At 64.9% G+C, this 22,624-nt stretch carries 23 protein-coding genes and 1 tRNA gene; 11 read left to right on the top strand and 13 right to left on the bottom strand.

What is annotated here, in order from left to right; all coding sequences use genetic code 11:
• Nucleotides 1-70: 70 nt before the first annotated feature.
• Nucleotides 71-155: transfer RNA gene (locus IEX32_RS02020), tRNA-Leu, on the bottom strand.
• A gap of 88 nt (nucleotides 156-243) precedes the next feature.
• A complete protein-coding gene (locus tag IEX32_RS02015; RefSeq protein WP_188767817.1) occupies nucleotides 244-525 on the bottom strand; it encodes an integration host factor subunit beta in 282 nt (93 codons plus the stop codon).
• A gap of 259 nt (nucleotides 526-784) precedes the next feature.
• Here IEX32_RS02015 and IEX32_RS02010 point away from each other — a divergent pair, with 259 nt between their 5' ends.
• Nucleotides 785-2,440 carry a peptide MFS transporter gene (locus tag IEX32_RS02010; RefSeq protein WP_188767816.1) on the top strand — a complete coding sequence of 552 codons (1,656 nt, stop codon included), beginning with the start codon at nucleotides 785-787 and terminating at the stop codon, nucleotides 2,438-2,440.
• Between the two features lie 107 nt (nucleotides 2,441-2,547).
• On the opposite strand, the gene dxs is transcribed toward IEX32_RS02010, so the two are convergent.
• From dxs to purH, 5 genes are all read right to left on the bottom strand, one after another.
• The gene (gene dxs, locus IEX32_RS02005; protein ID WP_188767814.1) at nucleotides 2,548-4,470 is read right to left on the bottom strand and encodes a 1-deoxy-D-xylulose-5-phosphate synthase; all 1,923 of its coding nucleotides are present in this window, start codon (nucleotides 4,468-4,470) and stop codon (nucleotides 2,548-2,550) included.
• 113 nt (nucleotides 4,471-4,583) lie between these two features.
• Complete coding sequence (locus IEX32_RS02000; RefSeq protein ID WP_188767811.1) at nucleotides 4,584-5,045, bottom strand: Fur family transcriptional regulator; 462 nt, start codon at nucleotides 5,043-5,045, stop codon at nucleotides 4,584-4,586.
• A gap of 53 nt (nucleotides 5,046-5,098) precedes the next feature.
• Nucleotides 5,099-5,248 carry a hypothetical protein gene (locus IEX32_RS01995; RefSeq protein WP_188767809.1) on the bottom strand — a complete coding sequence of 50 codons (150 nt, stop codon included), beginning with the start codon at nucleotides 5,246-5,248 and terminating at the stop codon, nucleotides 5,099-5,101.
• 146 nt (nucleotides 5,249-5,394) lie between these two features.
• Entirely contained in the window at nucleotides 5,395-5,595 is a 201-nt protein-coding gene (locus tag IEX32_RS01990) for a hypothetical protein (RefSeq protein ID WP_188767807.1), read from the bottom strand.
• A gap of 22 nt (nucleotides 5,596-5,617) precedes the next feature.
• Nucleotides 5,618-7,210, bottom strand: coding sequence for a bifunctional phosphoribosylaminoimidazolecarboxamide formyltransferase/IMP cyclohydrolase (purH, locus tag IEX32_RS01985; protein WP_188767804.1), 1,593 nt, complete (start codon nucleotides 7,208-7,210; stop codon nucleotides 5,618-5,620).
• A 187-nt stretch (nucleotides 7,211-7,397) separates the two neighbouring features.
• Between purH and glmM the strand changes: the two genes are divergently transcribed.
• Genes glmM through thiD form a run of 3 tightly spaced genes read left to right on the top strand, consistent with a single transcriptional unit; the run spans nucleotide 7,398 to nucleotide 9,759 of the window.
• The gene (gene glmM, locus IEX32_RS01980) at nucleotides 7,398-8,738 is read left to right on the top strand and encodes a phosphoglucosamine mutase (protein WP_188767802.1); all 1,341 of its coding nucleotides are present in this window, start codon (nucleotides 7,398-7,400) and stop codon (nucleotides 8,736-8,738) included.
• Nucleotides 8,738-8,962, top strand: coding sequence for a DUF1272 domain-containing protein (locus IEX32_RS01975; protein WP_188767800.1), 225 nt, complete (start codon nucleotides 8,738-8,740; stop codon nucleotides 8,960-8,962). Before glmM ends, IEX32_RS01975 begins: the two co-directional genes overlap by 1 nt.
• Nucleotides 8,963-9,000: 38 nt before the next feature.
• Nucleotides 9,001-9,759: a bifunctional hydroxymethylpyrimidine kinase/phosphomethylpyrimidine kinase gene (gene thiD, locus IEX32_RS01970; protein WP_188767798.1), complete on the top strand. Its 759-nt coding sequence runs from the start codon at nucleotides 9,001-9,003 to the stop codon at nucleotides 9,757-9,759.
• Between the two features lie 122 nt (nucleotides 9,760-9,881).
• Here thiD and IEX32_RS01965 read toward each other — a convergent pair whose 3' ends face one another.
• Nucleotides 9,882-10,766 carry an LOG family protein gene (locus IEX32_RS01965; protein ID WP_188767796.1) on the bottom strand — a complete coding sequence of 295 codons (885 nt, stop codon included), beginning with the start codon at nucleotides 10,764-10,766 and terminating at the stop codon, nucleotides 9,882-9,884.
• Nucleotides 10,767-10,891: 125 nt separating this feature from the next.
• Here IEX32_RS01965 and IEX32_RS01960 point away from each other — a divergent pair, with 125 nt between their 5' ends.
• A complete protein-coding gene (locus tag IEX32_RS01960) occupies nucleotides 10,892-11,938 on the top strand; it encodes a S66 peptidase family protein (RefSeq protein WP_188767794.1) in 1,047 nt (348 codons plus the stop codon).
• A 269-nt stretch (nucleotides 11,939-12,207) separates the two neighbouring features.
• Here the strand turns inward: IEX32_RS01960 and IEX32_RS01955 are convergent, their stop codons facing one another.
• Both IEX32_RS01955 and IEX32_RS01950 read right to left on the bottom strand, forming a co-directional pair.
• Nucleotides 12,208-12,558 (bottom strand): hypothetical protein, encoded by a 351-nt coding sequence (locus tag IEX32_RS01955; RefSeq protein WP_188767792.1) that lies wholly within the window; start codon nucleotides 12,556-12,558, stop codon nucleotides 12,208-12,210.
• Between the two features lie 162 nt (nucleotides 12,559-12,720).
• Complete coding sequence (locus IEX32_RS01950) at nucleotides 12,721-13,002, bottom strand: response regulator transcription factor (RefSeq protein WP_188767790.1); 282 nt, start codon at nucleotides 13,000-13,002, stop codon at nucleotides 12,721-12,723.
• Between the two features lie 607 nt (nucleotides 13,003-13,609).
• Here IEX32_RS01950 and IEX32_RS01945 point away from each other — a divergent pair.
• The 5 genes from IEX32_RS01945 (at nucleotide 13,610) to IEX32_RS01925 (ending at nucleotide 16,531) form a co-directional block, all read left to right on the top strand.
• Complete coding sequence (locus IEX32_RS01945) at nucleotides 13,610-14,104, top strand: hypothetical protein (protein ID WP_188767788.1); 495 nt, start codon at nucleotides 13,610-13,612, stop codon at nucleotides 14,102-14,104.
• 86 nt (nucleotides 14,105-14,190) lie between these two features.
• The gene (locus IEX32_RS01940; protein ID WP_188767786.1) at nucleotides 14,191-14,562 is read left to right on the top strand and encodes a hypothetical protein; all 372 of its coding nucleotides are present in this window, start codon (nucleotides 14,191-14,193) and stop codon (nucleotides 14,560-14,562) included.
• 54 nt (nucleotides 14,563-14,616) lie between these two features.
• Entirely contained in the window at nucleotides 14,617-15,354 is a 738-nt protein-coding gene (locus IEX32_RS01935) for a C39 family peptidase (RefSeq protein WP_188767784.1), read from the top strand.
• 25 nt (nucleotides 15,355-15,379) lie between these two features.
• Complete coding sequence (locus tag IEX32_RS01930) at nucleotides 15,380-15,991, top strand: hypothetical protein (protein ID WP_188767782.1); 612 nt, start codon at nucleotides 15,380-15,382, stop codon at nucleotides 15,989-15,991.
• A 216-nt stretch (nucleotides 15,992-16,207) separates the two neighbouring features.
• Nucleotides 16,208-16,531: a YnfA family protein gene (locus IEX32_RS01925; RefSeq protein ID WP_188767780.1), complete on the top strand. Its 324-nt coding sequence runs from the start codon at nucleotides 16,208-16,210 to the stop codon at nucleotides 16,529-16,531.
• Nucleotides 16,532-16,643: 112 nt separating this feature from the next.
• On the opposite strand, the gene IEX32_RS01920 is transcribed toward IEX32_RS01925, so the two are convergent.
• Together IEX32_RS01920 and IEX32_RS01915 are read right to left on the bottom strand one after the other, a co-directional pair.
• Nucleotides 16,644-17,966, bottom strand: a complete 1,323-nt coding sequence (locus tag IEX32_RS01920; RefSeq protein WP_188767778.1) for a transporter — start codon at nucleotides 17,964-17,966, stop codon at nucleotides 16,644-16,646.
• Nucleotides 17,963-18,679, bottom strand: coding sequence for a helix-turn-helix domain-containing protein (locus IEX32_RS01915; protein ID WP_188767776.1), 717 nt, complete (start codon nucleotides 18,677-18,679; stop codon nucleotides 17,963-17,965). Before IEX32_RS01915 ends, IEX32_RS01920 begins: the two co-directional genes overlap by 4 nt.
• 310 nt (nucleotides 18,680-18,989) lie before the next feature.
• Between IEX32_RS01915 and IEX32_RS01910 the strand changes: the two genes are divergently transcribed.
• Nucleotides 18,990-20,234: a Zn-dependent hydrolase gene (locus IEX32_RS01910; RefSeq protein ID WP_229735789.1), complete on the top strand. Its 1,245-nt coding sequence runs from the start codon at nucleotides 18,990-18,992 to the stop codon at nucleotides 20,232-20,234.
• Nucleotides 20,235-20,655: 421 nt separating this feature from the next.
• Here IEX32_RS01910 and asnB read toward each other — a convergent pair whose 3' ends face one another.
• A complete protein-coding gene (gene asnB / locus IEX32_RS01905; RefSeq protein ID WP_188767772.1) occupies nucleotides 20,656-22,584 on the bottom strand; it encodes an asparagine synthase (glutamine-hydrolyzing) in 1,929 nt (642 codons plus the stop codon).
• Between the last annotated feature and the right edge of the window lie 40 nt (nucleotides 22,585-22,624).

Genomic DNA, 22,624 nt, shown 5'->3' with positions numbered 1-22,624 from the left:
AACGCCTGTATTCCAGGTTTGGTTACCGAGTTGCAAACGCAATCTGTCACGCCTCCAGTTCCCTGGTGACTGGTGCGGACGGCGGGACTCGAACCCGCACTGGGATACCCAAGCGGATTTTAAGTCCGCTGCGTCTACCATTCCGCCACGTCCGCCCGAGCGACGGCGAGCCGGACGCATCGGTGCCTGCGATCTGGCAGATTGCGGGCCTCACGGCAACCGCCGCGCGCACTCGGCCGCGGATCAGCTTACGTTGAGCCGCGCGCGCATTTCCTTGCCCGGCTTGAAATAGGGTACGCGCTTTTCCGGTACGTTCACGCTTTCGCCGGTGCGCGGGTTGCGGCCCTTGCGGCTTTCGCGGTGGCGGGTGGAGAAGGCGCCGAAGCCGCGCAGTTCCACGCGGCCGCCATCGGTCAGCCGTTGCGCGATCTCCTCGAAGAAGGTGTCCAGCGCGCGTTCCACGTCTTCCGTACGCAGTTCGGGGTTGTCCTTGGCCAGGGCCTGCAGCAGTTCCGACCTGATCATCGTCGTTTCCCCCAAAAAAAATGCAAAAGCCTCACGAATCATAATATTTCGCGGACATTGCTTGTCACCACCGCATAAAATGACATTGCTTGGCATTTCGCGCAATGGGTGAGCACATTGCGCCGAAAATGTGGCTGAACGAGGGTGGTCTGCATGGGCGCGCAGCCGCTCGCCCCCCATTTACAGCGGCGTTTTGATTGGTAACGTCAGCGCCTTTATACCTTCTCTGCCGACAAGAACAGGCCAAGCAAGAGGTTGCATGAAGGACATTGCCAGCTGGAACGAGGGTGACTGGATCGCGGCGATCGCCGCCATCGCCCTCTTCGCCGTTCTCGCCATTGGCGGCGTGATCGCCTCTCGCCGGAGCGAGGAATTCGTCGGGCACCCCAGGGGCCTGTTCGTGCTGTTCTATGCCGAGATGTGGGAGCGTTTCTCCTACTACGGCATGCGCGCGCTGCTGATCCTCTACCTGACCAAGTTCTGGCTGTTCAACGATGGCGACGCCGCGCTGGTCTATGGCGGCTATACCAGTCTTGTCTACATCACCCCCGTCCTCGGCGGCTATCTCGCCGATCGCTGGCTGGGGCAGAGGAAAGCGGTGCTGTTCGGCGGCGTGATCCTCGCGCTCGGCCACCTGTTCATGGCCTGGGAAGGCATGCAGGGCGTGACCGATCCGGCGGTCAAGCAGTCGGACCCGGCGATCAACATATTCTGGCTGGCACTTTCGCTGATTATCGTTGGTTCGGGCTTCCTCAAGGCCAATATCTCGGTGATCGTCGGCCAGCTCTACGGCATGCGCGATGTGCGGCGCGACGGCGCCTATACGATCTTCTACATGGGCATCAACGTGGGCGCCGCGCTCGGCACGATCCTCGTCGGCTATCTGGGCGAGACGATCGGCTGGTCCTGGGGCTTCGGCCTTGCTGGCATCGGCATGGTCCTGGGCCTTGTCATCTTCGTCACCGGCAAGCCTGCGCTGAGGGGGCAGGGTGAACCGCCGGTGCCGCTCGCGAAGAACAAGGAGGCGATCCTCTACGCCACCGGCGTCGCCGCCGTCGGGGTGATCTGGTTCCTGATCCAGTTCGTCGACGTGATCCAGAGCCTGCTGATCGTCTCGGGCCTGGCGATGCTCGCCTATACGCTCTACGAGGCGTTCAAGCTGCCCAAGGAGCCGCGCGAGCGCATGTTCGCGATGCTGTTCCTGATCGCGCTCAATCCGGTTTTCTGGGGCCTGTTCGAGCAGGCCGGCGGTTCGCTCAGCCTCTTTACCGACAAGTACGTCGATCGCGGCGGAGTGCCGACCAGCCTGTTCCAGTCGATCAACCCGATCTACATCGTGATCTTCGCGCCGCTTTTCGCCGGGTTCTGGCAGTTCCTCGCCAAACGCGGGCTTGAGCCTTCGGCGCCGGCGAAGTTCGGTTTCGCGCTGGTCCAGGTCGGGCTGGGTTTCCTGGTCTTCGTCTGGGGCGCGGGCACCGGCGATCCGGCGGTGATGACCTCGGTCGTGTTCGTCTTTCTGATCTACCTGCTGCACACCACCGGCGAGCTGTGCCTGTCACCCGTCGGCCTTTCGGCGATGACGCGCCTCGCGCCGCTGCATCTGGGCAGCTTCATCATGGGCGCGTGGTTCTACATGACCGCCGTCGGCAACTTCGTCGCCGGCAGGATCGGCGAGGCGACCGGCGGCGAGACCGGTGAGATGTCCAAGGCGCTGACGCTCGAAATCTATAGCAAGATCGGCTGGATCACGATCGGCGTTGCCGTCGTCGTCCTGCTGGTTTCGCCCATCGTCAAGCGCTGGATGCACCTCGATACGCTGGGCGATTCAAACCCAACCAACGATCTGGCGGGGCAAAGAGAGATGGGCATCGAGGCGCAGGAGGCCGGGATGCATCCGGCCACCAGGACGGACTGATTGCTTGTGCGAGGGATATGTCGCGAGGTCTTCGCCGGCATGTGACGGCGAGCGCCCGCGCTTCTCGTGCCGGGACCGGCACGACGGCGACGGGGCGAGAAACGCGCTCAGGCGCGCGCTTCGCTGACCCCCGCGCTGTTGTGGCGTAGCGCTTTCAGCACCGTATCCACGATCTGCGGCGCATTAAGCCCGGCTGCGTCGTACTGCACCTCGGGCTTGTCCTGGTCCTGGAACACGTCCGGCAGGCGCATGGTGCGGATCTTGAGGCCCGAATCCGTCAGGCCCTCGTCGCTGGCCATGGTGAGGACGTGCGCGCCGAGGCCGCCGATCGCGCCTTCCTCGATCGTCACGATCACGTCGTGGCTCAGCATCAGCTTGCGGATCAGCGCGGTGTCGAGCGGCTTGGCGAAGCGCAGGTCGGCGACGGTGGCGGAAAGGCCCTTGGCCTCCAGCGTATCGGCAGCCTTCATCGCCTCGGAAAGACGCGTGCCGAGCGAGAGCAGGGCAACCTTGCTGCCTTCCCTGACGATCCGGCCCTTGCCGATCTCGAGCAGTTCCGGCGTTTCGGGAAGCTCGACGCCGGTGCCGTTGCCGCGCGGATAGCGAAAGGCGATCGGCCCCGCGTCGTACCGCGCGGCGGTGTGGACCATGTGGACCAGTTCCGCCTCGTCCGCCGCCGCCATGACGACAAGGTTGGGCAGCGTCGCCAGATACGTGATGTCGAACGAGCCGGCATGGGTCGCGCCGTCCGCGCCGACCAGGCCCGCGCGGTCGATGGCGAAGCGCACCGGCAGGTTCTGGATCGCCACGTCATGCACCACCTGGTCGAAGGCGCGTTGCAGGAACGTGGAATAGATCGCGCAGAACGGGCGCATGCCCTGTGCCGCGAGGCCGGCGGCGAACGTCACCGCGTGCTGTTCGGCGATGCCGACATCGAAACTGCGCTCGGGGAAAGCCTGCGCGAACTTGTCGAGCCCCGTGCCCGAGGGCATGGCCGCCGTGATCGCGCAGATCGACGCGTCCTTCTCGGCCTCGGCGATCAGCGCTTTGGCGAAGATGCCGGTGTAGCTGGGCGGGCCGGCGGGGGCCTTGGCCTGCTCGCCGGTGACGACGTTGAACTTCTGCACGCCGTGATACTTGTCGTCCGCTTCCTCGGCCGGGGCGTAGCCCTTGCCCTTCTGGGTCACGACGTGGATCAGGCATGGCCCCTCGGCGGCGTCGCGCACGTTTTCCAGAATCGGGATGAGCTGGTCGAGGTTATGGCCGTCGACCGGGCCGACGTAGTAAAAGCCCAGTTCCTCGAACAGCGTGCCGCCCATTGCCATGCCGCGCGCGAATTCGTCGGTCTTCTTGGCGGCGCGGTGCAGCGGTTCGGGCAGGCGGCGCGAGAGCTTGCGCGCGAACTCGCGGATGTTGAGGAACGGGCGCGAGGATACGAGCTGCGCGAGATAGGCCGAAAGCCCGCCGACGGGCGGCGCGATCGACATGTCGTTGTCGTTGAGGATCACGATCAGGCGATTGCCGGCCTGCTTGGCGTTGTTCATCGCCTCGTAGGCCATGCCCGCGCTCATCGCGCCGTCGCCGATCACGGCGATGCCGCGTCCGGGCTCGTCCCTCAGCTTCGCGGCGGTGGCAAAGCCCAGGGCGGCCGAAATCGACGTCGAGCTGTGCGCGGCGCCGAACGGATCGTATTCGCTCTCGGACCGCTTGGTGAAGCCGGAAAGGCCGCCGCTCTGGCGCAGCGTGCGGATACGGTCGCGCCGGCCGGTCAGGATCTTGTGGGGATAGGCCTGGTGGCCGACGTCCCAGATCAGCCGATCCGCGGGCGTGTCGAACACGTAGTGGATCGCGACGGTCAGTTCGACCACGCCGAGGCCCGATCCCAGGTGGCCGCCGGTCTGGCCGACGGCGGAGATCGTCTCCGCGCGCAGTTCGTCGGCGAGCTGGCGCAACTGTGCGGGCCTGAGCTGACGCAGGTCCCTGGGCGTATCGACGGTGTCGAGAAGAGGCGTTGCCGGGTTGGCGGTCATGGGTCTCGTCTACACGTATTGCGCAAGGGAGTCGAATGCGCGCTCCTGCCGAAGGTTGGCATACTTCGCAAGCATGGGAGGCACATACGTCAGTCCAGCTCGCCGAATATCCGTCAATTGCAGGCGGCGCAGGTGCCGCGCAGCTCTACGACGGGGCGCACGTCCGCGAATCCCGCTTCGCGTGCGGCGGCGATCAGCGAGCCGGTCAGGCGGTCGTCGTCGATATGGACGGCCTGGCCGCACGAATCGCAGATCAGGAAAATGCAGTCGTGCCGGCATCCGGGGTGGCTGTTGGCGACATAGGCATTGGCGCTCTCCACCCGCCGGGCGAGGTTAGTGCGCACGAAAAGATCGAGAATGCGATAGACGCTGTTGGGCGCCACGCGCTTGCCGCGAAGCGCGGAGACGTTCTCCGCAAGGTCATAGGCGGAGGCGGGACGGTCATGGTCCGCAAGCGCCGTGAAAACGTCGGCCCGCATCTCGGTCCACTGCTCGCCCGCCGTGAGAAGCGCGGACTGCGCGGCCTTTACAAGACCTTCGCCGGAATGTTCGTGATGTGCGTGCTTGCTGGCCATGGCCGCAATATGGGGCCAGCGGCGCCGGGAAGCAATCGCCCCGGTGCCGCGGCTCAGCGCGTGGGCGCTGCTTCTGCCGGAGGGACGATGTTGTCGGAAAGCGAACCGCCGTGATCGAGACCCATGGTACCCAGGATCAGCAGAGCGCCCCCGGCGAAGCCGAGAGCGAAGAAGCGATAGAAGTCGGCCTTGAAGAGTCCCATGATCGGAGCGGCATTCTCTGGTTCGAATTTTCGTTGCGGCCCACATGCCGCGAAAGTGCTTTCGGTCCAGTGAACATTGCCACATTTTGTTCATATCTGCGGCCAGTGGAGCAAGCGCTGCGACGAAGCGAGGAGCGTTTATGAGTTTACGGCCTAAGCACCCCGCCCGCGATCGCCAGGAGTGACAGCGCCAGCAGCGGCACCGCCAGGCAGCCGAATGGCAGCGCGATGGCGGCGAGCACACGGCGGGGGCCGTGAACCTTGCCCATGCGCAAAAGCACCGCGGCCGTCATCAGCCCGCCGAGGAAAGCCAGCACCAGAACGGGTCCGAGCCAGTACAGCCCCATCGCCGGCTCCCCCACCTCCGCCTCAGTGCTTGAAGTGCCGCATGCCGGTGAAGATCATCGCCAGCCCCGTATCGTTCGCGGCCTTGATAACCTCATCGTCGCGGATCGAGCCGCCCGGCTGGATCACCGCTGTCGCGCCGGCCTCGGCGGCGGCGAGCAGGCCGTCGGCGAAGGGGAAGAAGGCGTCCGATGCCACCGCGCTGCCAACCGTGCGCGGCTTTGCCCAGCCGAGTTTCTCCGCTGCCTCGGCCGCCTTCATCGCGGCGATGCGCGAGGAATCGCGGCGGTTCATCTGTCCCGCGCCGATGCCGGCGGTGACGCCGTCCTTCGCATAGACGATCGCGTTCGACTTGACGTGGCGGGCGACGGTCCAGGCGAAGAGGCAGTCCTTGAGTTCCTGATCGGTCGGCTCGCGTGTCGTGACGACCTTGAGGTCGTCGAAGCTGATCGTGCCATTGTCGCGGTCCTGGACGAGAAGGCCGCCGGTGATCGGCTTGACCAGCAGGCCGCCACGACGCGGATCGGGCAGGTCGCCGGTCAGCAGGAGGCGCAGGTTCTTCTTCCTGGCGAAGAACTCGCGCGCCGCTTCGTCCGCGTCGGGGGCGACGACGACTTCGGTGAAGATCCCGCAGATCGCCTCGGCCGTGGGGCCGTCGAGCGTGGTGTTGACCGCGACGATGCCGCCAAACGCAGAGACGTCGTCACAGGCGAGCGCGCCTTCCCATGCCTCCAGCAGGGCATCGGCCTGCGCCACGCCGCAGGGATTGGCGTGCTTGACGATGACGACGGCGGGCTTCTGTCCCTTGAATTCGGCGGCAAGTTCGAAAGCGGCGTCGGCGTCGTTGTAATTGTTGTAGGAAAGTTCCTTGCCCTGCACCTGCTCTCCCTGGGCGAGGCCCTTCGTGTGCGGGCCGGCGGGCACGTAAAGCGCGGCCTTCTGGTGCGGGTTTTCGCCATAGCGCAGTTCGGTGACGAGGCGGCCGTTAACGGCCAGCATCTCGGGGAAGCGCTGCTTCTGGTCGGCGAAGGCGAACCACTGCGAGATCATCGAATCGTAGGCGGCGGTCTGCGCGAAGGCGCGCGCGGCCATCAGCTTGCGAAAGGCCAGCGTGGTGAAGCCATCGGTGGCTTCCAGCTCGACCAGCAGGCCCTCGTAGTCGCTCGGGTCGGTGACGATGGTGACGTAGGCGTGGTTCTTCGCCGCCGAGCGCACCATCGAGGGGCCGCCGATGTCGATATTCTCGATCACCGTGTCGCGGTCGGCACCCTTGGCGACGGTCGCCTCGAAGGGGTAGAGGTTGACGACGACGAGGTCGATGGCGCCGATATCGTGGTCGGCCATGGCCCTGGCATGCTCGGGATTGTCGCGCACGGCGAGAAGGCCGCCGTGGACCTTGGGATGCAGCGTCTTGACGCGGCCGTCCATCATCTCGGGAAAGTCCGTGATCTCGGAAATGTCCTTCACGGTCAGGCCGGCATCGCGCAGGGCCTTGGCGGTACCGCCGGTCGAGACCAGTTCGACTCCGCGCTCGGCAAGCGCCGTGCCGAGCTGCGCGAGGCCCGTCTTGTCGGACACCGAAAGCAGCGCGCGGCGGATCTGGACGGAATCGGTCATGGCGGTGGTGTCCCTGCGATAGCTTGGTTTGCGCGCCCTCTAGGTCGAGACCGGCACGGGGGCAAGGTGTCGTCGGGCGGCTGAAGCATGGTTGCGCTCGACAATGGCTGGCCTTCCCGGACATCAGACAGTAACGGACTCTCCCGAGATCGCAATTCGTCAGCAAGACCCCGGTAGTGACCAGATCATGAGCAAGCAGTTTTTCGGCACCGACGGCATTCGCGGACGCACCAATCAGGGTGCGATGACCGCCGCCACCGCCATGAAAGTCGGCCAGGCTGCCGGCACCCACTTCCTGCGCGGCGCGCATCGGCACCGCGTGGTGATCGGCAAGGACACACGCCTTTCGGGCTATATGTTCGAGAACGCGATGGTGGCCGGTTTCACCAGCGTCGGCATGGACGTGGTCCTGCTCGGCCCGATGCCGACACCCGCCGTCGCCCTGCTCACGCGTGAGCTTCGGGCCGACGTCGGCGTGATGATCTCAGCCAGCCACAACGGCTATGAGGACAACGGCATCAAGCTCTTCGGTCCCGACGGGTTCAAGCTTTCCGACGAGGACGAACTGGCGATCGAGGCCATGCTGACGCAGGACGTCGCGCTGGCGCCGTCCGAGGAGATCGGCCGCGCCCGCCGCATCGAGGATGCGGGCGGGCGCTACATCCACGCCGTCAAGCGCTCGCTGCCCGAGGCGGTGCGCCTCGACGGCCTCAGGATCGCGGTCGATTGCGCCAATGGCGCGGCCTATCAGGTGGCCCCGTCCGCGTTCTGGGAACTGGGCGCGGAAATCATCTCCGTCGGCGTCACCCCGAACGGCAAGAACATCAACGCCCGGTGCGGTTCGACCCATCCGGCGCTGTTGCAGGAGACGGTCGTGTCCTCGGGCGCGGACATCGGTATCGCGCTCGACGGCGATGCCGACCGCCTGATCGTCGTCGACGAAAAAGGCAAGGTCGTGGACGGCGACCAGCTCATGGCGCTGATCGGCAGCCAGTGGGCGGAGCAGGGCCGGCTTGCCGGCGGCGGCGTGGTGGCGACGGTCATGTCGAACCTCGGCCTCGAACGCTTCCTGAAAGGTCGCGGGCTGGACCTCGTTCGCAGCAAGGTCGGCGATCGCTATGTGCTGGAGAAAATGCGCGAGGGCGGCTTCAACGTCGGCGGCGAGCAGTCGGGGCACATGATCCTGCTCGACCATGCCACCACCGGTGACGGCACCGTGGCCGCGCTGCAGGTGCTTGCCGCGCTGGTCCAGTCGGGCAAACCGGCGAGCGAACTGCTGCATCTGTTCGACCCGGTCCCGCAGCTGCTGCGCAACGTACGCTTCGCCGGCGGCAAGCCGCTCGAGGCGGACAGCGTCAAGGCGGCGATCGCCGATGCCGAGGCTTCGCTGGACGGCCGGGGGCGGCTGGTGATCCGTCCCTCGGGCACCGAGCCGGTGATCCGCGTCATGGCCGAAGGCGACGATGCCCGCGAAGTGGAGGCGGCGGTCGCCTCGATCTGCAGCGCCGTCGAGCAGGCCTGCGCCTGATGCTGGAGATGCGCCCCGACTGCGAGCGCTGCGGCGCCGACCTGCCCGCCGAGGCTCCGGGGGCCTTCATCTGCAGCTTCGAATGCACCTTCTGCGCCGAATGCGCCGAGGCGCTGGACGACATGTGCCCGAACTGCGGGGGCGAACTGACCGACCGGCCGACACGGGCGAAGAAGCACGACGCGGCGCATCCGCCTTCGCAGGTGCGGCGTTACAAGGGGTGAACGTCCTTCCGCTCGACACGAACGGCTAGGGAATTGACATGGCAAACCTGACCCATCCTCCCCGCATCCTGACCATCGCCGGTTCAGACAGCTCGGGCGGCGCGGGCATCCAGGCCGACGTGAAGACGATCACCATGCTCGGCGGCTATGCCATGACCGCGATCACCGCGATCACCGCGCAGAACTCGCTGGGGGTGCAGGCGGTGGAGGCACTTTCGCCCGAGATGGTGGGCGCGCAGATCGATGCCTGCCTCTCGGACATCGGCGTCGATGCGGCAAAGATCGGCATGCTCGGTTCGGCCGGGATCGCCGGCGTTGTGGCGGAACGGCTGGAGGGATTGGGCGTCCCGGTGGTCTTCGATCCGGTCATGGTGGCGACCAGCGGTTCGGTGCTGGCGGATGCCGCGACGGTCGCTGCCTTCGAACGACTGATCGGCCTGGCGACCCTGACGACGCCCAATGTGCCCGAACTGGCGGCATTGGGGGGCGAGCGGGCCATGGCATCGCGCGGCGCGGTCTACCTTGCCAAGGGCGGCGATGCCGAGGGGGACACGGTCGAGGACCGTCTCATCGTGCCCGGCCGCGAGCCTGTTGTCTGGACCGCGCCGCGCATCGCAACCCGGCACAACCACGGCACAGGCTGCACCCTGTCGAGCGCGATCGCGACCGGACTGGGGGAGGGACTCTCGCTGGACGAAGCCATCACGCGCGGCCGCGAGTTCGTGCGTGCCGCCTTGCGCAATGCCCCCGGCTTCGGCGCCGGACACGGCCCGATGGGGCATCAGGCCGTGCGATAGCCCCCGTCATCCCGGCGAACGCCGGGACCGGTGGCGGTGTTTACGCACAGCCTTGCCGAGAACGTCCGCCGAACGATCGCCAGCGGTCCCGGGGCAAGCCCGGGATGACGCCTACTATCCGCCTACCCGCAGTCGAGGTCGTAGAACCTCCGGATCTTGGCCCAGCCTTCCTCACCGGTTTCGCACCAGTGGAACAGGTCGAGGTCGTTGCGGTTGATCGTGCCTTCTTCGGCCAGCGCCTCGAAATTGATGATCCGGTCCCAGAACTCGCGGCCGTAGAGCAGCACGGGGATCGGTTTCATCTTGCCGGTCTGGATCAGCGTGAGCAATTCGAGCAATTCGTCCAGCGTACCGAAGCCGCCGGGGAAGACCGCGACGGCGCGGGCGCGCAGCAGGAAGTGCATCTTCCTGAGCGCGAAGTAGTGGAACTGGAACGAGAGTCGCGGCGTGACGTAGGGGTTGGGGGCCTGCTCGTGCGGCAGGACGATGTTGAGCCCCAGCGATTCCGCGCCCACGTCGGCCGCGCCGCGATTTGCCGCCTCCATGATCGAAGGCCCACCGCCCGAGCAGACGACGAACTGGCGCATGCCCTGCTCCACCACCGCGCACTGGCTGGCGAGCTTGGCCAGCTTGCGCGCCTCCTCATAGTACCTGGCCTTCGCCGCGAGCCGCTCGGCGATCTGCTTTTCCTCTTCGGTGGCGGCGGGCAGGGATAGGAACGCTTCGCATTGTTCGGGCGCAGGGATGCGGGCCGACCCGTAGAACACCAGCGTCGAGCCGATATTGGCCTCTTCGAACAGCATCTCCGGCTTGAGCAGTTCGAGTTGGAAGCGCACCGGGCGCAGTTCCTCGCGCAGCAGGAATTCGGTGTCCTGGAACGCCAGGCGGTAGGCCGGGTGCTGTGTCTGGAGCGTTCCTTCCTGCTGGTCGGCAAAGGAGGCTTCCTGCTCGGCCTTGTAGAAGCGGCGTCCGGCGATGCTCTTGTCTTCGTGGTTCTCGTCAGTCATGTCCGTTTCATGGCGGCTCGATCGCTTTCCGTCGAGAGATAAGCCCGCCATTCGCAAATGTTTGTAAACGGCGGCGCTCGCGGGACGATTGCCCGGCGCGGGGACAGGCTCTAGTCTCGCGCTCCATGAGCAGTCTTACTACGACACGGCGCGGCGCGCTGGGCGGGCTCGGTGCTGCCGCTGCCCTGCTTGCCGCTCCCGGCATCTCGGCACCCGCGGGCGCCGTGCGCAAGGCGCCGCGCCTGCGCGAGGGCGATGTGCTGGGTCTCGTCGCGCCCGCCGGCTTCATCGCCGACCGTTTCGGGCTGGAAGAGATCATGGAGACGGTGCGCGCCATGGGTCTGGAACCCCGGCCCGCGCCGCACCTGCTCGACCGGGAGGGCTATCTCGCCGGGTCCGACCGCGACCGCGCGCGCGATCTCATGACGATGTTCGCCGACGATTCGGTGCGCGCCATCATGGCGGTGCGCGGAGGATGGGGTGGCGCGCGCATCCTGCCGCATCTCGACTTTGCCGCGATCGGCCGCAAGCCCAAGCTCTTCGCCGGATTCAGCGACAATACCGCGCTCCATCTCGCCTTCGCCGCGCGCGTCGGCGTGCCGAGCATCCACGGGCCGAACGCCTCGGCGTCGTGGCCGCCCGCCGCGTGGCAATCGTTCCGCGCGCTTGCCTTCGAAGGCGCGACGCCGGCTTATACTGTTTCCCCGGTTTCCGGACCTTACCTCGGCCGGCGCGGCAACCGCGTGCGCACCTTCAGGGGCGGCACGGCGCGCGGGCGGCTGATCGGCGGGAACCTGACGGTGCTCGCGGCGCTTGCCGGAACGCCTTATCTCCCGGATTTCACCGGCGCGATCCTGTTCCTGGAGGAAACAAACGAGGCCGAGTACCGCATAGACCGCATGCTCACCCAGCTGGCGCTCGCGGGCATTCTCGAACAGGTGGCGGGGGTGGTCTTCGGCCAATGCACCGATTGCCACAATCCCGATGGCGGCTATTCCAACTTCTCCGTCTACGAAGTGCTCGACCGGCAGTTCTCGCGGCTCGGTGTGCCGGCTTTCCAGGGCGCAGAAATCGGCCATATCGCTGCGCAAATGAGCATCCCGGTGGGCGTCCTGGCCGAGATCGACGCCGATGCGGGCACGATCCAAATGCTGGAGCCGGCCGTGGCGTAATACCAAGCTGCAGCGATCCCGACCTATGAGGATTGCCAGTCCCGTTTGCTGGCGAGGAGCAGCGGAAACGGCGATGTGGTTCATCGTCGTGACGCTGCGACGAAGTCCAGCGGACGGGACTGGCAACCCTGCGGGCGGCATCCTGCCGGCCCTCGGACATCGTCACGCCCTCGGAACGATGAACCACATCGCCCCTTCGGGCGTTCCTCGCCGAGAACCGCCATTAGGCCGTCCTCATGGGTCGGGATCGCTGCAGCTTGGTATAAGGTTCAGGCCGGACGAAGCCCGTCAGGGTTGTCCCGCGCCGCTCCGCCAAGTCCGTGCTCGGCGACGAGGTCGGCAAACACCTGATCGTCCATCGGCTCGGCGAATTCCAGCCCCGCGCAGTGCTCGTTCGACCAGGCGACGAAAGCCATCGTCGGACGGCAGCCAGGAAGGGCAAGGGTCACCGCCTCGTCCGGGGCAAGCGGACCCACGCCCTCGATCCTCGCGCCGAACCGCGTGAGGTCCTTGAGCATGACAGTGATGCTTACGATCCCGCGCCGGAACTTTGCCAGCATTTCGACCTGCTCGCGGTCTTCCCGGCGGCCTTCCGGGCCGGGAGTGCGATCGTGTGCCATGCAGCGCTTCTCCGGCGAACGAGATACCAGCTCTTAACCAGAGTCCAGCCCCTAGCGCATGGCGCGTTAATGTTTCAGTTAAAGAAGTGCAAGTCCGGGAATATCTCGAAAGTTAATACCGAACGGAACTATCTCGACCGCCGTTGTTCCTTTTTTTCGCGTCTATAACATTCCAGAGACGAAAAGGCCGGACGGCGGCGGGCCGGGGATCAGCATGTCCCCTTCGTCGTCGACGGTAAGCATCTGCGCCGCGATGGCTCTGGTGACCATGTGGGTACGGTTGCGCGCCCGCAGTTTCAGCTTGATGGTGTCGATGTGCCCCTCGACCGTGCGCGGCGCGATGTTGATCTCCAGTGCCACTTCCTTTGCCGAATAGCCCTTTGCGATGAGTTTCAGGATCTGAAACTCGCGGCGTGTCAATTCGGGTTCTTGTTCGCTTTTCATTCGCCTCTCCGTCCCCAAAAAAGATTGGCGGGGTGTCTGGGGGCCGTGAACGCAGCGTGTTCATGCGCGCAATGCTTCCCGCAGGTTCATGCGCATGACCGGTCCGACCGTTGTTTGGCGGCGGATCGGCGATAACCCCGTTTGCGAGCAGCAACGGCCCCTGTAATTGTTGGTCTATAAATAATCACTTATCTTGCAACGCCTGCAAGGCATCATCGGAAATACTCCTTTGTGGGCAGAATTCTTATGTCGTTTGGGGCGCCGTTCGTTAGGGCTACCAGTTAGGGGTAAATTTACGTAGATCAAAATACCCCGTGCCCCCGTTATCGCGTGTAGTCCGGCGGCAGGACGTTCCACGGGGCGGTGCGGAACTTTCTCCACCTGCCAATTAGTTAACGACCTCGCCAGGGCGGCGCGGCCATTCGTTCCCGCCGCCCCTCGGCCGGCCAGGATACGGCGGTGCGGGGCGGCGGCATGACAAATCGCAATATGGCCCCTGCCGCGATGCATAGGCTGATCCTCGTCTGCAGGAGTGGACGACTCAGCGGCTGCCTGCCGTTTCAGGTTTCAGGGGGCGGGCGCTCGCATCAACACATGGGAGTGAATCATGAACAGGAAGCATATCTTCGCGGTCTCTGCCCTCGCGCTCGGCATGGCGCTCAGCAGCCCCGCTCTTGCCGACGGTCGCGGCCACGGCGGTCGGGACGGCGGCACCGAGTTCGAACAGGAGCAGGGCCAGGCCCAGGGCCAGGCTCAGGGGCAGGCCCAAGGCCAGGCGCAGAGCACGGACGTTGATCAGAACCAGTCGAACTCGCAGAACCTCGCCGTTATTCTCGACAACGACTATGCCGTCGACGTGGACGTCGCCAAGGACTACGTGGTCGCCGACCAGGTGCTCAAGGCGTCGATCGTCAACCGTGACATGGACGAAGTCGTCGACATCGAATGGGGCAACTACGAAAGCGGCGACAATTCGGTCGAGGACAGCGCCTTTGCTTCCTTCGCCGGTATCCTGAACCAGGCCTGGAACACGGGCATCAATGCCAACACCCAGGCCGCGAACAACGTCGCGGCACGGGGCACGGTGTCCATCGGCAACTGATCCTTCGCGGGATCGGGTCGATCGGGCCGGCCCCCCACGCCGGCCCGGTCTTCCGCCGTCATTCGGCGGCATTCGGGAGATGTGCCATGACGCGCAATGTTTGCCTGAGCCCGGTGGCCATCGGGCTGTTCCTTATCTGCGCCGCACCGGCCCATGCACAGGCCGGGTCGGATTCGCCGCAGAATCCGACGATTTCTGAGGCGGAGGCGCTGCCCGTGCCTATCAAGGACAATGATCTTGCCAATTTCCGTGGCGGTCAGGCCCTCACGATCGCCAATCAGACGATGACTTCGATCCTTTCCGATACGGACATTCATGGCAACGTCACCGCGGGCGCGGTCAACCTGACGGACAACGCGCTGTCCAGCTTCAACGGACTGGGCAATATCGTGATCAATACCGGATCGCAGGTCAGCGTGCAGTCGGGAATGAACCTCGTCATCAACGTCAGCCAGTGAGCGAAGACCATGCTTGCACAAACCCGACAATCCGGAGGACGCCCTGAGCGGCGAATGGCGTGGCGGCGCCTTGCCGCTCTTCTGCCCGTGGCGGCGGCGCTGGCCTTTGCCGCGCCTGCCCAGGCCAATGTCCGGATCGGCGGCGATTCGAACGGGTACTACACGGTTCAGGTGAAGAGCTGGTGGGAAATCCCCTTCCGCACCGTCGTGCGCCAGCACTACGATTTCAGCTGCGGCTCGGCCGCCGTCGCGACGCTGCTGACCTTCCACTACGACACACCGACCGCGGAGAATGACCCGTTCGTCGCGATGTGGAAGGCGGGGGATCAGGAGTCCATCCGCAAGACCGGCTTCTCGATGCTCGACATGAAGCACTACCTGCAAGGGCTGGGCTTCCAGGTCGCGGGCTTCCGCCTTGATGCGCAGCAGCTTACGGGGCTGAACCAGCCCGTGATCGCACTGCTCGACCTCAGGGGCTACAAGCATTTCGTGGTGGTCAAGGGAGTCTTCGACGGCGAGGTGCTGGTCGGCGATCCGGCGCTCGGTCTTCGCAAGATGAAGCTGGAGGACTTCGCCGCCGCCTGGAACGGGATCGCTCTTGCGATCGTGAAGACCCCGGATGACAGCGAGCCGACCTTCAATCTGGCTTCGGAGTGGGACCCCTGGGCACGGGCGCCTGCCAGCAAAGGCGTCGATCGCCGGTCGATCGGCGATCTCATGACTTTCGTTCCGCCGATCTATCAGCTGACCACCCAGGTTCTGATTGATCTGCGTCCGCCGGCGGGGAACTGACATGTCGGCTCTGTGTCTCTGTACGATGGTACTGCTGGCAGCCGGCCCCGCCTTGGCGCTGCCGGAACCGGATTTGCCGCCCGCGGCGGACGCGATGACGTCGGCCGTGGACGCGGCAACGCAAGCGCCCGCGTCGCTGTTCGCCGGGGCCGTGGAGGAACTGGGCGACGATGTACTGGCGGAGCAGCGCGGCGGCTTCTCGATCAACGGGCTCGACGTTTCGCTCGGCGCGCAGATCGAGACGTTCATCGACGGCCAGCTCTCCCTGGTTACGACGGTCAACTGGGCTGACTCGACCGCCACCGCGACCCGGACGGTCTCCGGCCTTCTCACGCCCGCCAGCGCGGCGGAATTGCAGGAAGGCCTGCTCAATACCGGCCAGATCAGCATGAACGTCGGTGACGCCTCGGTGTTTCTGGCCCATGGCGGCCGGACGGCGGTGCTCCACAACACTGACAGCGGCATCCAGAGCGTGCTGATCAACACCGCCAACAACACCAGCATCAGGACCGAGGTCACGGCGACGCTGGACCTCGCCGGCTATTCGGGATTCAGGGAGAACCTCCAGATCGGAACCCTGGCCGGGAGCCTCGGCCAGGCCATCGGCGCGGCTATCACGACCAGCGTGACGAACTGAGCGGGGCCGCCAGGCACCCGAACGAAGCACATCCGGTAGCGACACGACGAAGCGTCCCCCTCTTCTGACGAGACCCACACCGGCACCGGCCTCGCCGAGGAGGCAGCAGACCGCATCCAATCTTAAGCAGCGGACATTCATTCCGAAGTGCCAGAGCGTGGATGCCGAACCGTTGAGGCTATTGCGCACGCCAGCGCAAATCGCCAAACGCAACAGATGAGCGCTATTGTTTATATTGGGGCAGCTTTGGGGGAAATAGCCGGATGCTTCGCCTTTTGGGCATGGCTGCGCCTCGACAAATCGCCGCTATGGCTGGTTCCCGGAATTGCCTCCCTTTGCCTCTTTGCCTACCTACTAACGCTCGTGGATGCAGAGCACGCGGGGCGCACTTACGCGGCGTATGGGGGCGTATATATTCTTTCGGCGCTGATTTGGCTTTGGATAGCTGAGGGGGTCAGGCCGGACCGCTGGGACCTTACAGGTGTTACAATCTGTCTTGTTGGAGCGGCGACTATCCTATGGGGTCCAAGAGCAGCCTGAGAGCAAGCCAACATTTTGGAGGCAATGAAGCCGGTTTGGTCACATTGTTGCATTCCACCCGCGTTCAATACCCCCTCAGGCGAGGGGGATGCTTCGCCGGTGGCTGCAACCCCTAGAACCCGACGTTCAGCGGCAGCCGCAAGGTGACGGCCACGTTGGGGGCGTCTTTGGTCGCGCCAAACTGGAAGCTCCAGTTCATCGATTGCTCTTCGCTCAGCCGGTAGGACATCCCGAATGAGAAAGAGCCCACCTGAAGCCTTCTGGACTTCTGCAGCGTATCGCCGATTTCCGTCTTGGTCGGGAAGATATAGGCGTGTTCGTATCCCAGCGAGAACGAAAACCGCGGATTGAGCGCGAAACCGAATCCCAGGTTCCCGGTGATGGCGTCGCCCGGATCCACGCGGCCGACGGACGCCCCGCCGATCGTCTGGTCAATGTCCCTGGCGATGTTGAACAGGTAATTCGCGCTGCCATAGATCACGACGGGATCGGACGGCAGGAGAAAGCTGAGCCCCGGCTGGACGCTCCAGAAACCCGAGCCCGTAGCGACATCGGTGGCGATGCCGAACTCGTCGTAGTCTATGTCGAAGGGTCCGATTCCGGTGTCGCTCTTCACCCGGATGCTGCCGACGAAGATCGGCTGCTGCCCGCGTTTGGGATTGTTGAGCTGGTAGCGCAGCGCGAATTCCACGTCGCCGATATCCGTTTCCTCGAATTTCAGCGTGCGCACGATCCCCTCGTCGCGCTGCTGGACGAATTCGACGGTATCGTGGCGGTAGACGAACGGAATCCGCACTTCCGCTTCCAGCCGGTTGGTCAGGCCATAGCGCATCGTGCTGGTGGCCAGAATCGTGTTCCTGTCCGCGGAACTTGCTTCGATCAGACCGATCTGGATGCCGGGAACAAGCTCGATTCCCCGGAAGACCAGCCGGTCGGTCGACGACTGGACATAAGTGATCGAGGGTTCGAGGTTCAGCATGCCGCGCGGCGTGAGCACGCCCTGTCCTTCGGGCACGGCCTGGACCTGCGCGCGCACCTGCTCCTTTCGGCTTTCGCTGGGCGGCGCTTCGCCGACCGGGGCGGCAGGCGGCGCCGCGGCGGCCGCCTGGACTTGCCGTGGAAGCACGGGCTGGTCCTGCGCGCCTGTCCCCAGGCCCCTGACGATCGCCAGCGCGTCGTCTTGTTCGCGCAGCAGCCGCTTCAGGGCGTCGATTTCCGTTTGCTGCTGCTGCAGGTGCATTTCCAGCATTTCCAGGCGCTGCTCGGCGGATGCTTCGATCGTCACGTCCTGCGCGTGTGCTTCGGCCGCCGTCATCGAAAGGACGACTGCGACGGGCAATAGACAGGCCCGCGAAAGCCCTTGGGCGTTGCGCTCCATGTTGGTCACTCCCTTTATGCCGGGCGAGGAGGCGGCTGCATGGAACCGCTGCCTCATGGTTCACTCGTGATCGGGGGATTCGTGTCGCTTCCCATGCCGGCCAGTGCGTTGAGGCGATCCTGGTCGATGATCCGCACCAGATGATGCTTGGGTTGGGCGATGAGCCGCTTGCGGATGAGCTGGCTGAATGTCCGGCTGACCGTTTCCACGGTAAGGCCCAGATAGTCCGCGATGTCCGCTCGGGACATGGGAAGCGGGATCCAGTGCGCGTTGCCGGTGCGTGAACGGAGGTCCACCAGGAATGCCGCGATCCGGCTCAGCGCCGTGCGGCGGCCGATCAGCAGGATCGAGTTCTCGACAAGCTCCAGCGCGTTGTTCAGGGCGCGTTCGTCGTCGGCGCTGTCGCCCCAGCGTATGCGCCGTATTTGCGCGGTCTCGCTCACGACCTCGGCCGATGACTTGTAGAAGCCGTGGTCCGTTCCGAAGACCTCGCCCTTGAAGCAGAAGCCGGTCACCTGCCGCCTGCCGTCGGCGAAAAGATAGGAGGTGCAGATGACCCCGGATACGACTTCGTAGCGGACCGACGCCGGATCGTCCTGACAGTAGATGACGGTCCCTTTGGCCGCGTTGCGAATGGAGGAACCGATCTCGGCCTTGCAAGCCATTGAATTCTGGAGATAGTCCGCCGCAGCATCGGCCTTGCGCCTTGCCTTTGACAGAGGCGCGGCGCGGTTGGCCGCGCGGGCGTCTTCCAGTCGGAAACTGCCCATTAACCGTGCCCCCGGGCGGTCAATTCCAGGCCCATGGAGAACGAGAATATCGCGTATGTCATTCTATCCATGAGATAGTTCATCGCCCCACTCCCACTGTTGAAGAACGGTAACAGGTGCCAGGAAGGCTGAGGAGCGCACTCCTACCCACGTAGATTTGCGGTACTGGGTCCTGAAAAGGGACGCGCCGTCTGCGTGGATGGCCCTCAGGGCAGATCCGGAGGCCGGTTGGCGGCGTCGGGCACGTCGGGGGCTTGCCCGAGGCGGTGCCGGCACCCTAGGCTGCCCGCCGGCAAGCACAGGAGACCAAGTGCCCCAGGTCAGCATCGAACGCATCGAGCAGGACGTCACCGCCCTTTCGCAATTCGGCTTCAACGAGGAAGACCGGGGCGTCTACCGGCCGGGTTTCAGCGAGGCCGACATGGCGGCCCGCCAATGGCTGCGCGACAGGTTCGGGGAACTGGGCATGGAGCACTGGATGGACGGGGCGGGCAATGTCGCGGGGCGTTTCGGTCCTTCAGGAAAGCCCGCCATCCTGATCGGCTCCCACCTCGACAGCGTTCCGGCGGGCGGCATCTTCGATGGCGTGCTGGGGGTTGTGGCCGGGCTCGAAGTGGTGCGCGCGATGCAGGATGCGGGGATCGCGCCCGACTATCCGATCGAGGTGATCGGCACCAGCGAGGAGGAAGGGCGCTTCGGCGGCATGCTCGGCGCGCAGGCGATGACGGGGCACCTGACGGCCGAATGGCTCGACACCGCGAAGGACGAGCACGGCTATTCGCTGAAGGATGCGATGGAGGCGGCCGGGCTGGAGCCGCACGGCGCCCTGCGCGCCTATCGCCGCCCCGAAGAGATCAGGGCGTTTCTGGAACTTCATGTCGAACAGGGGCCGGTGCTCGATGCCGAAAAGACCACGATCGGCGTGGTCGAGGGCATATCGGGTGTGTTCAAGTGGAACTGCCGCCTGATCGGCAAGGCCGACCATGCCGGCACCGCGCCCATGGCCATGCGCAGCGATGCGCTGATGGGCATGGTCGACTTCGCGCACGAGATCCAGCGCATCATCGACGAGGAGGGGACGGACAAGAGCCGCATCACCATCGGCCACGTCGCCTGCAAGCCGGGTTTCCCGCACACCGTGCCGGGCGAAGTGGACTTCACCATCGTCGGCCGCGATCTTGACGAGGAGATCATGCACGGCCTTGCGAACGCCTGCCGGCGCGTGCTGTCCGCCATTGCCCGCAAGCACAAGCTGAAGTTCGAATATGAGCAGATGAGCTGGCTCAAGCCCGCCAATTGCGACCCCCGGATAATCGCGCTGATCGAGGCGAAGGCCGCAGCGCTGGGCTATTCGTACAAGCTAATGCCCTCCGGCGCGGGGCACGACGTGCAGTTCTTCTGCGACCACGCCCCGGCAGGAATGCTCTTCGTTCCCAGCGTCGGCGGGGTCAGCCACGCGCCCGACGAATGGACGCACTGGTCCGATTGCGAGCGGGGCGTGCAACTGCTGCTGGAATGCGTGATGGAACTCGCCTGCGAGAAAGTGCCGGCCTAGCGCGCGTGGACACGTTCCGGCCCGGGCGGGCAGCTCGAATGGCGGGAAGGTTGGGATTCTCCGCCCTCCTCTTCAGAGGAGGGGATGACGGCTAACGAGAAATGTTCCAGTGACCTGTTTCGGCCGGAAAGTCGGGGGGCGCGGTAACTTGAAATCCTCCCCTTCCGGGGGAGGTGGCTGTCACGAAGTGACTGACGGAGGGGGCGCGGTCGGGCGCAATGCTGGCGTGTGCAAACCCCCTCCACCGCCCTACGGGCGGTCCCCCTCCTCCGATGGGGGAGGATCGGCAACGTCAGCAATGTCGGCGTGCCCGTCAGGCCGGTTTTGGAGAAAAATTGCGGATAGCCGTCGTCAAGCCGGCCCATCGGATTTGGCCAGGCGACCTGGGCAGTATCTCAATTCTCCTTGAGTACTCATCACCTCAGAACAGCGCATCCATCGCGTGGAGCGCGATCGCGTGGTTGAGGATGATGTCCTTTCGCGTGTTCTGGGTGTGATCGTCGCTCTTGCGGTATTCCTCGATCGAGGCGCCCAGTTTGGCTTCGTCGAAAATGCCGTGCGCGGCGATTTCTTCGGATGACAGCCACTTTTCGATGAGCTTGTCGATCTCGGCCGCCTTGGCCTTGTCGGTGTGGGCGGGCGGGGCCATGAAGGCGAACTTTTCGCGCTTGTAGAGCACTTCGGGCAGGACGTGCTTCATCGCCTCGCGCACGACCCATTTCTCCACGCCGTCGCGGATGCGGACGTGCGGCGGGATGCGCATCGCGAGTTCGGCGACGTGGTGGTCGAGGAAGGCCGGCCGGCTTTCGAGGCTGTTGGCCATGTCCACCCGGTCGCCGCCCCAGTTTAGAATCTGGCCTTCCAGCATCGTCTTGATCCAGCTGTACTGCGCCTTGTCGAGCGGATGGCGCCCGTCGAGCATCGACCTGTCGAGGCTGTAAGCGATGGCGGCGATCGGATCGTAGTCGCCCAGCTTTTCCCTGAACGCGTCGGACAATAGCGGCCTCACCCGTTCGAGCACGAGCATCCAGGGCTGGATCCATGAAGGGGTGAAGCCCATCACTTCCTCGAAGGCCGGGTGGCTGATCTGCCTTTCGGCCAGCACCGATCCGGAGAAGATCGCGTTGCGCTTCTTCATCTCCTCGCCCGCCGCGCTGCCGGCGTGGGCGGGGTCGTGGAGGAAGTAATCGGCCTTGAACTGGGCATAGCCGCCGAACAGCTCGTCGCTGCCTTCGCCGGTGATCACCACCTTGTAGCCGACGTCGCGCACATGGCGGCTCATCAGCATCTTGGCGACACCGAGCGTGTTGTAGAAAGTCCGCTCCGAGTAATAGACCGCCTGCTCGAAATTCTCCCCGTAAAGATCGGTCGCCTTCACGATGAGGATGTCCTGATCGGCGCCGACCTTCTGTGCCATCTCGGTGGCGATGGCGGCTTCGTCGTAGCGGGCGTCGTCGAAGCTGATGGTGAAGGCCTTGACCGGCGATTGCTGGATCGCCGCCGCCATGCCGAGGATCGAGCAACTGTCGATCCCGCCGGAAAGGTAGCAGGCCACCGGCACGTCGGCTTCCAGGCGGAAGGCGATGCTTTCCACCAGGGCGGCGCGGACCCGCTCTATGTGTTCCTCGTCGGGCAGTTCGTCATGCTCGCCGTCGAGCGGGAATTCGGCGTCCCAATAGCGCCTTTCCTCGATGTCGAACCCGTCGCCCTTTCGGGTGACGATCAGCATGTGGCCGGGCTTCAGCGCATGGATACCCTCGAACAGGGTCATGCCCGGCACCATCACCTGCATCATCTGGTGGAGCTGGGCTTTGGGGCACATCTCGCGCGGCACGTCCGGATGGGCGAGCATGGACTTCATCTCGCTGCCCCAGAAAAAGCCCTTCTCGCCCGCATGGTAGAAGAGAGGGCGGATGCCGAAACGGTCGCGCACCAGGATCAGGCGCTGCTTTTGCTCGTCGAACAGGACGAAGGCGAATTCGCCGCGCAAGTGCTCGACGAAATCGAGGCCGTGCTTGCGGTAGAGCTTCAGCGCGATCTCGCTGTCGCTCTTGGTCGTGAATTCGTAGCCGTCGGTGCGCAGCAGGCCGCGAAGGCGCTTGTAGTCGTAGAATTCGCCATTGGCGGTCAGGATCAGCCCGGCGTCCCGGTCATGGATGGGCTGGTCTCCGGCATCGAGGCCGATAATCGAAAGGCGGGTGTGGACCATGCCGAGGCCCGTCTCGGGGTCGAGATGGGCTCCCCAGCCATCTGGCCCGCGATGGACCATCCTTTCGGCCATGCGTTCGGCGATCTCCGCCATGTCGTCGCGATAGGCTGTGGGGCTCCAGACCCCGGCAATTCCGCACATTGTATTCTTCCTTGGGGGCAGCGCGCCAACGAGCGCGGCT

Source organism: Novosphingobium endophyticum (assembly GCF_014640675.1).
Taxonomy (GTDB): domain Bacteria; phylum Pseudomonadota; class Alphaproteobacteria; order Sphingomonadales; family Sphingomonadaceae; genus Novosphingobium; species Novosphingobium endophyticum.
Note: the sequence above shows the minus strand (reverse complement) of the source record. Positions and strands in the feature narration are given on the sequence as shown.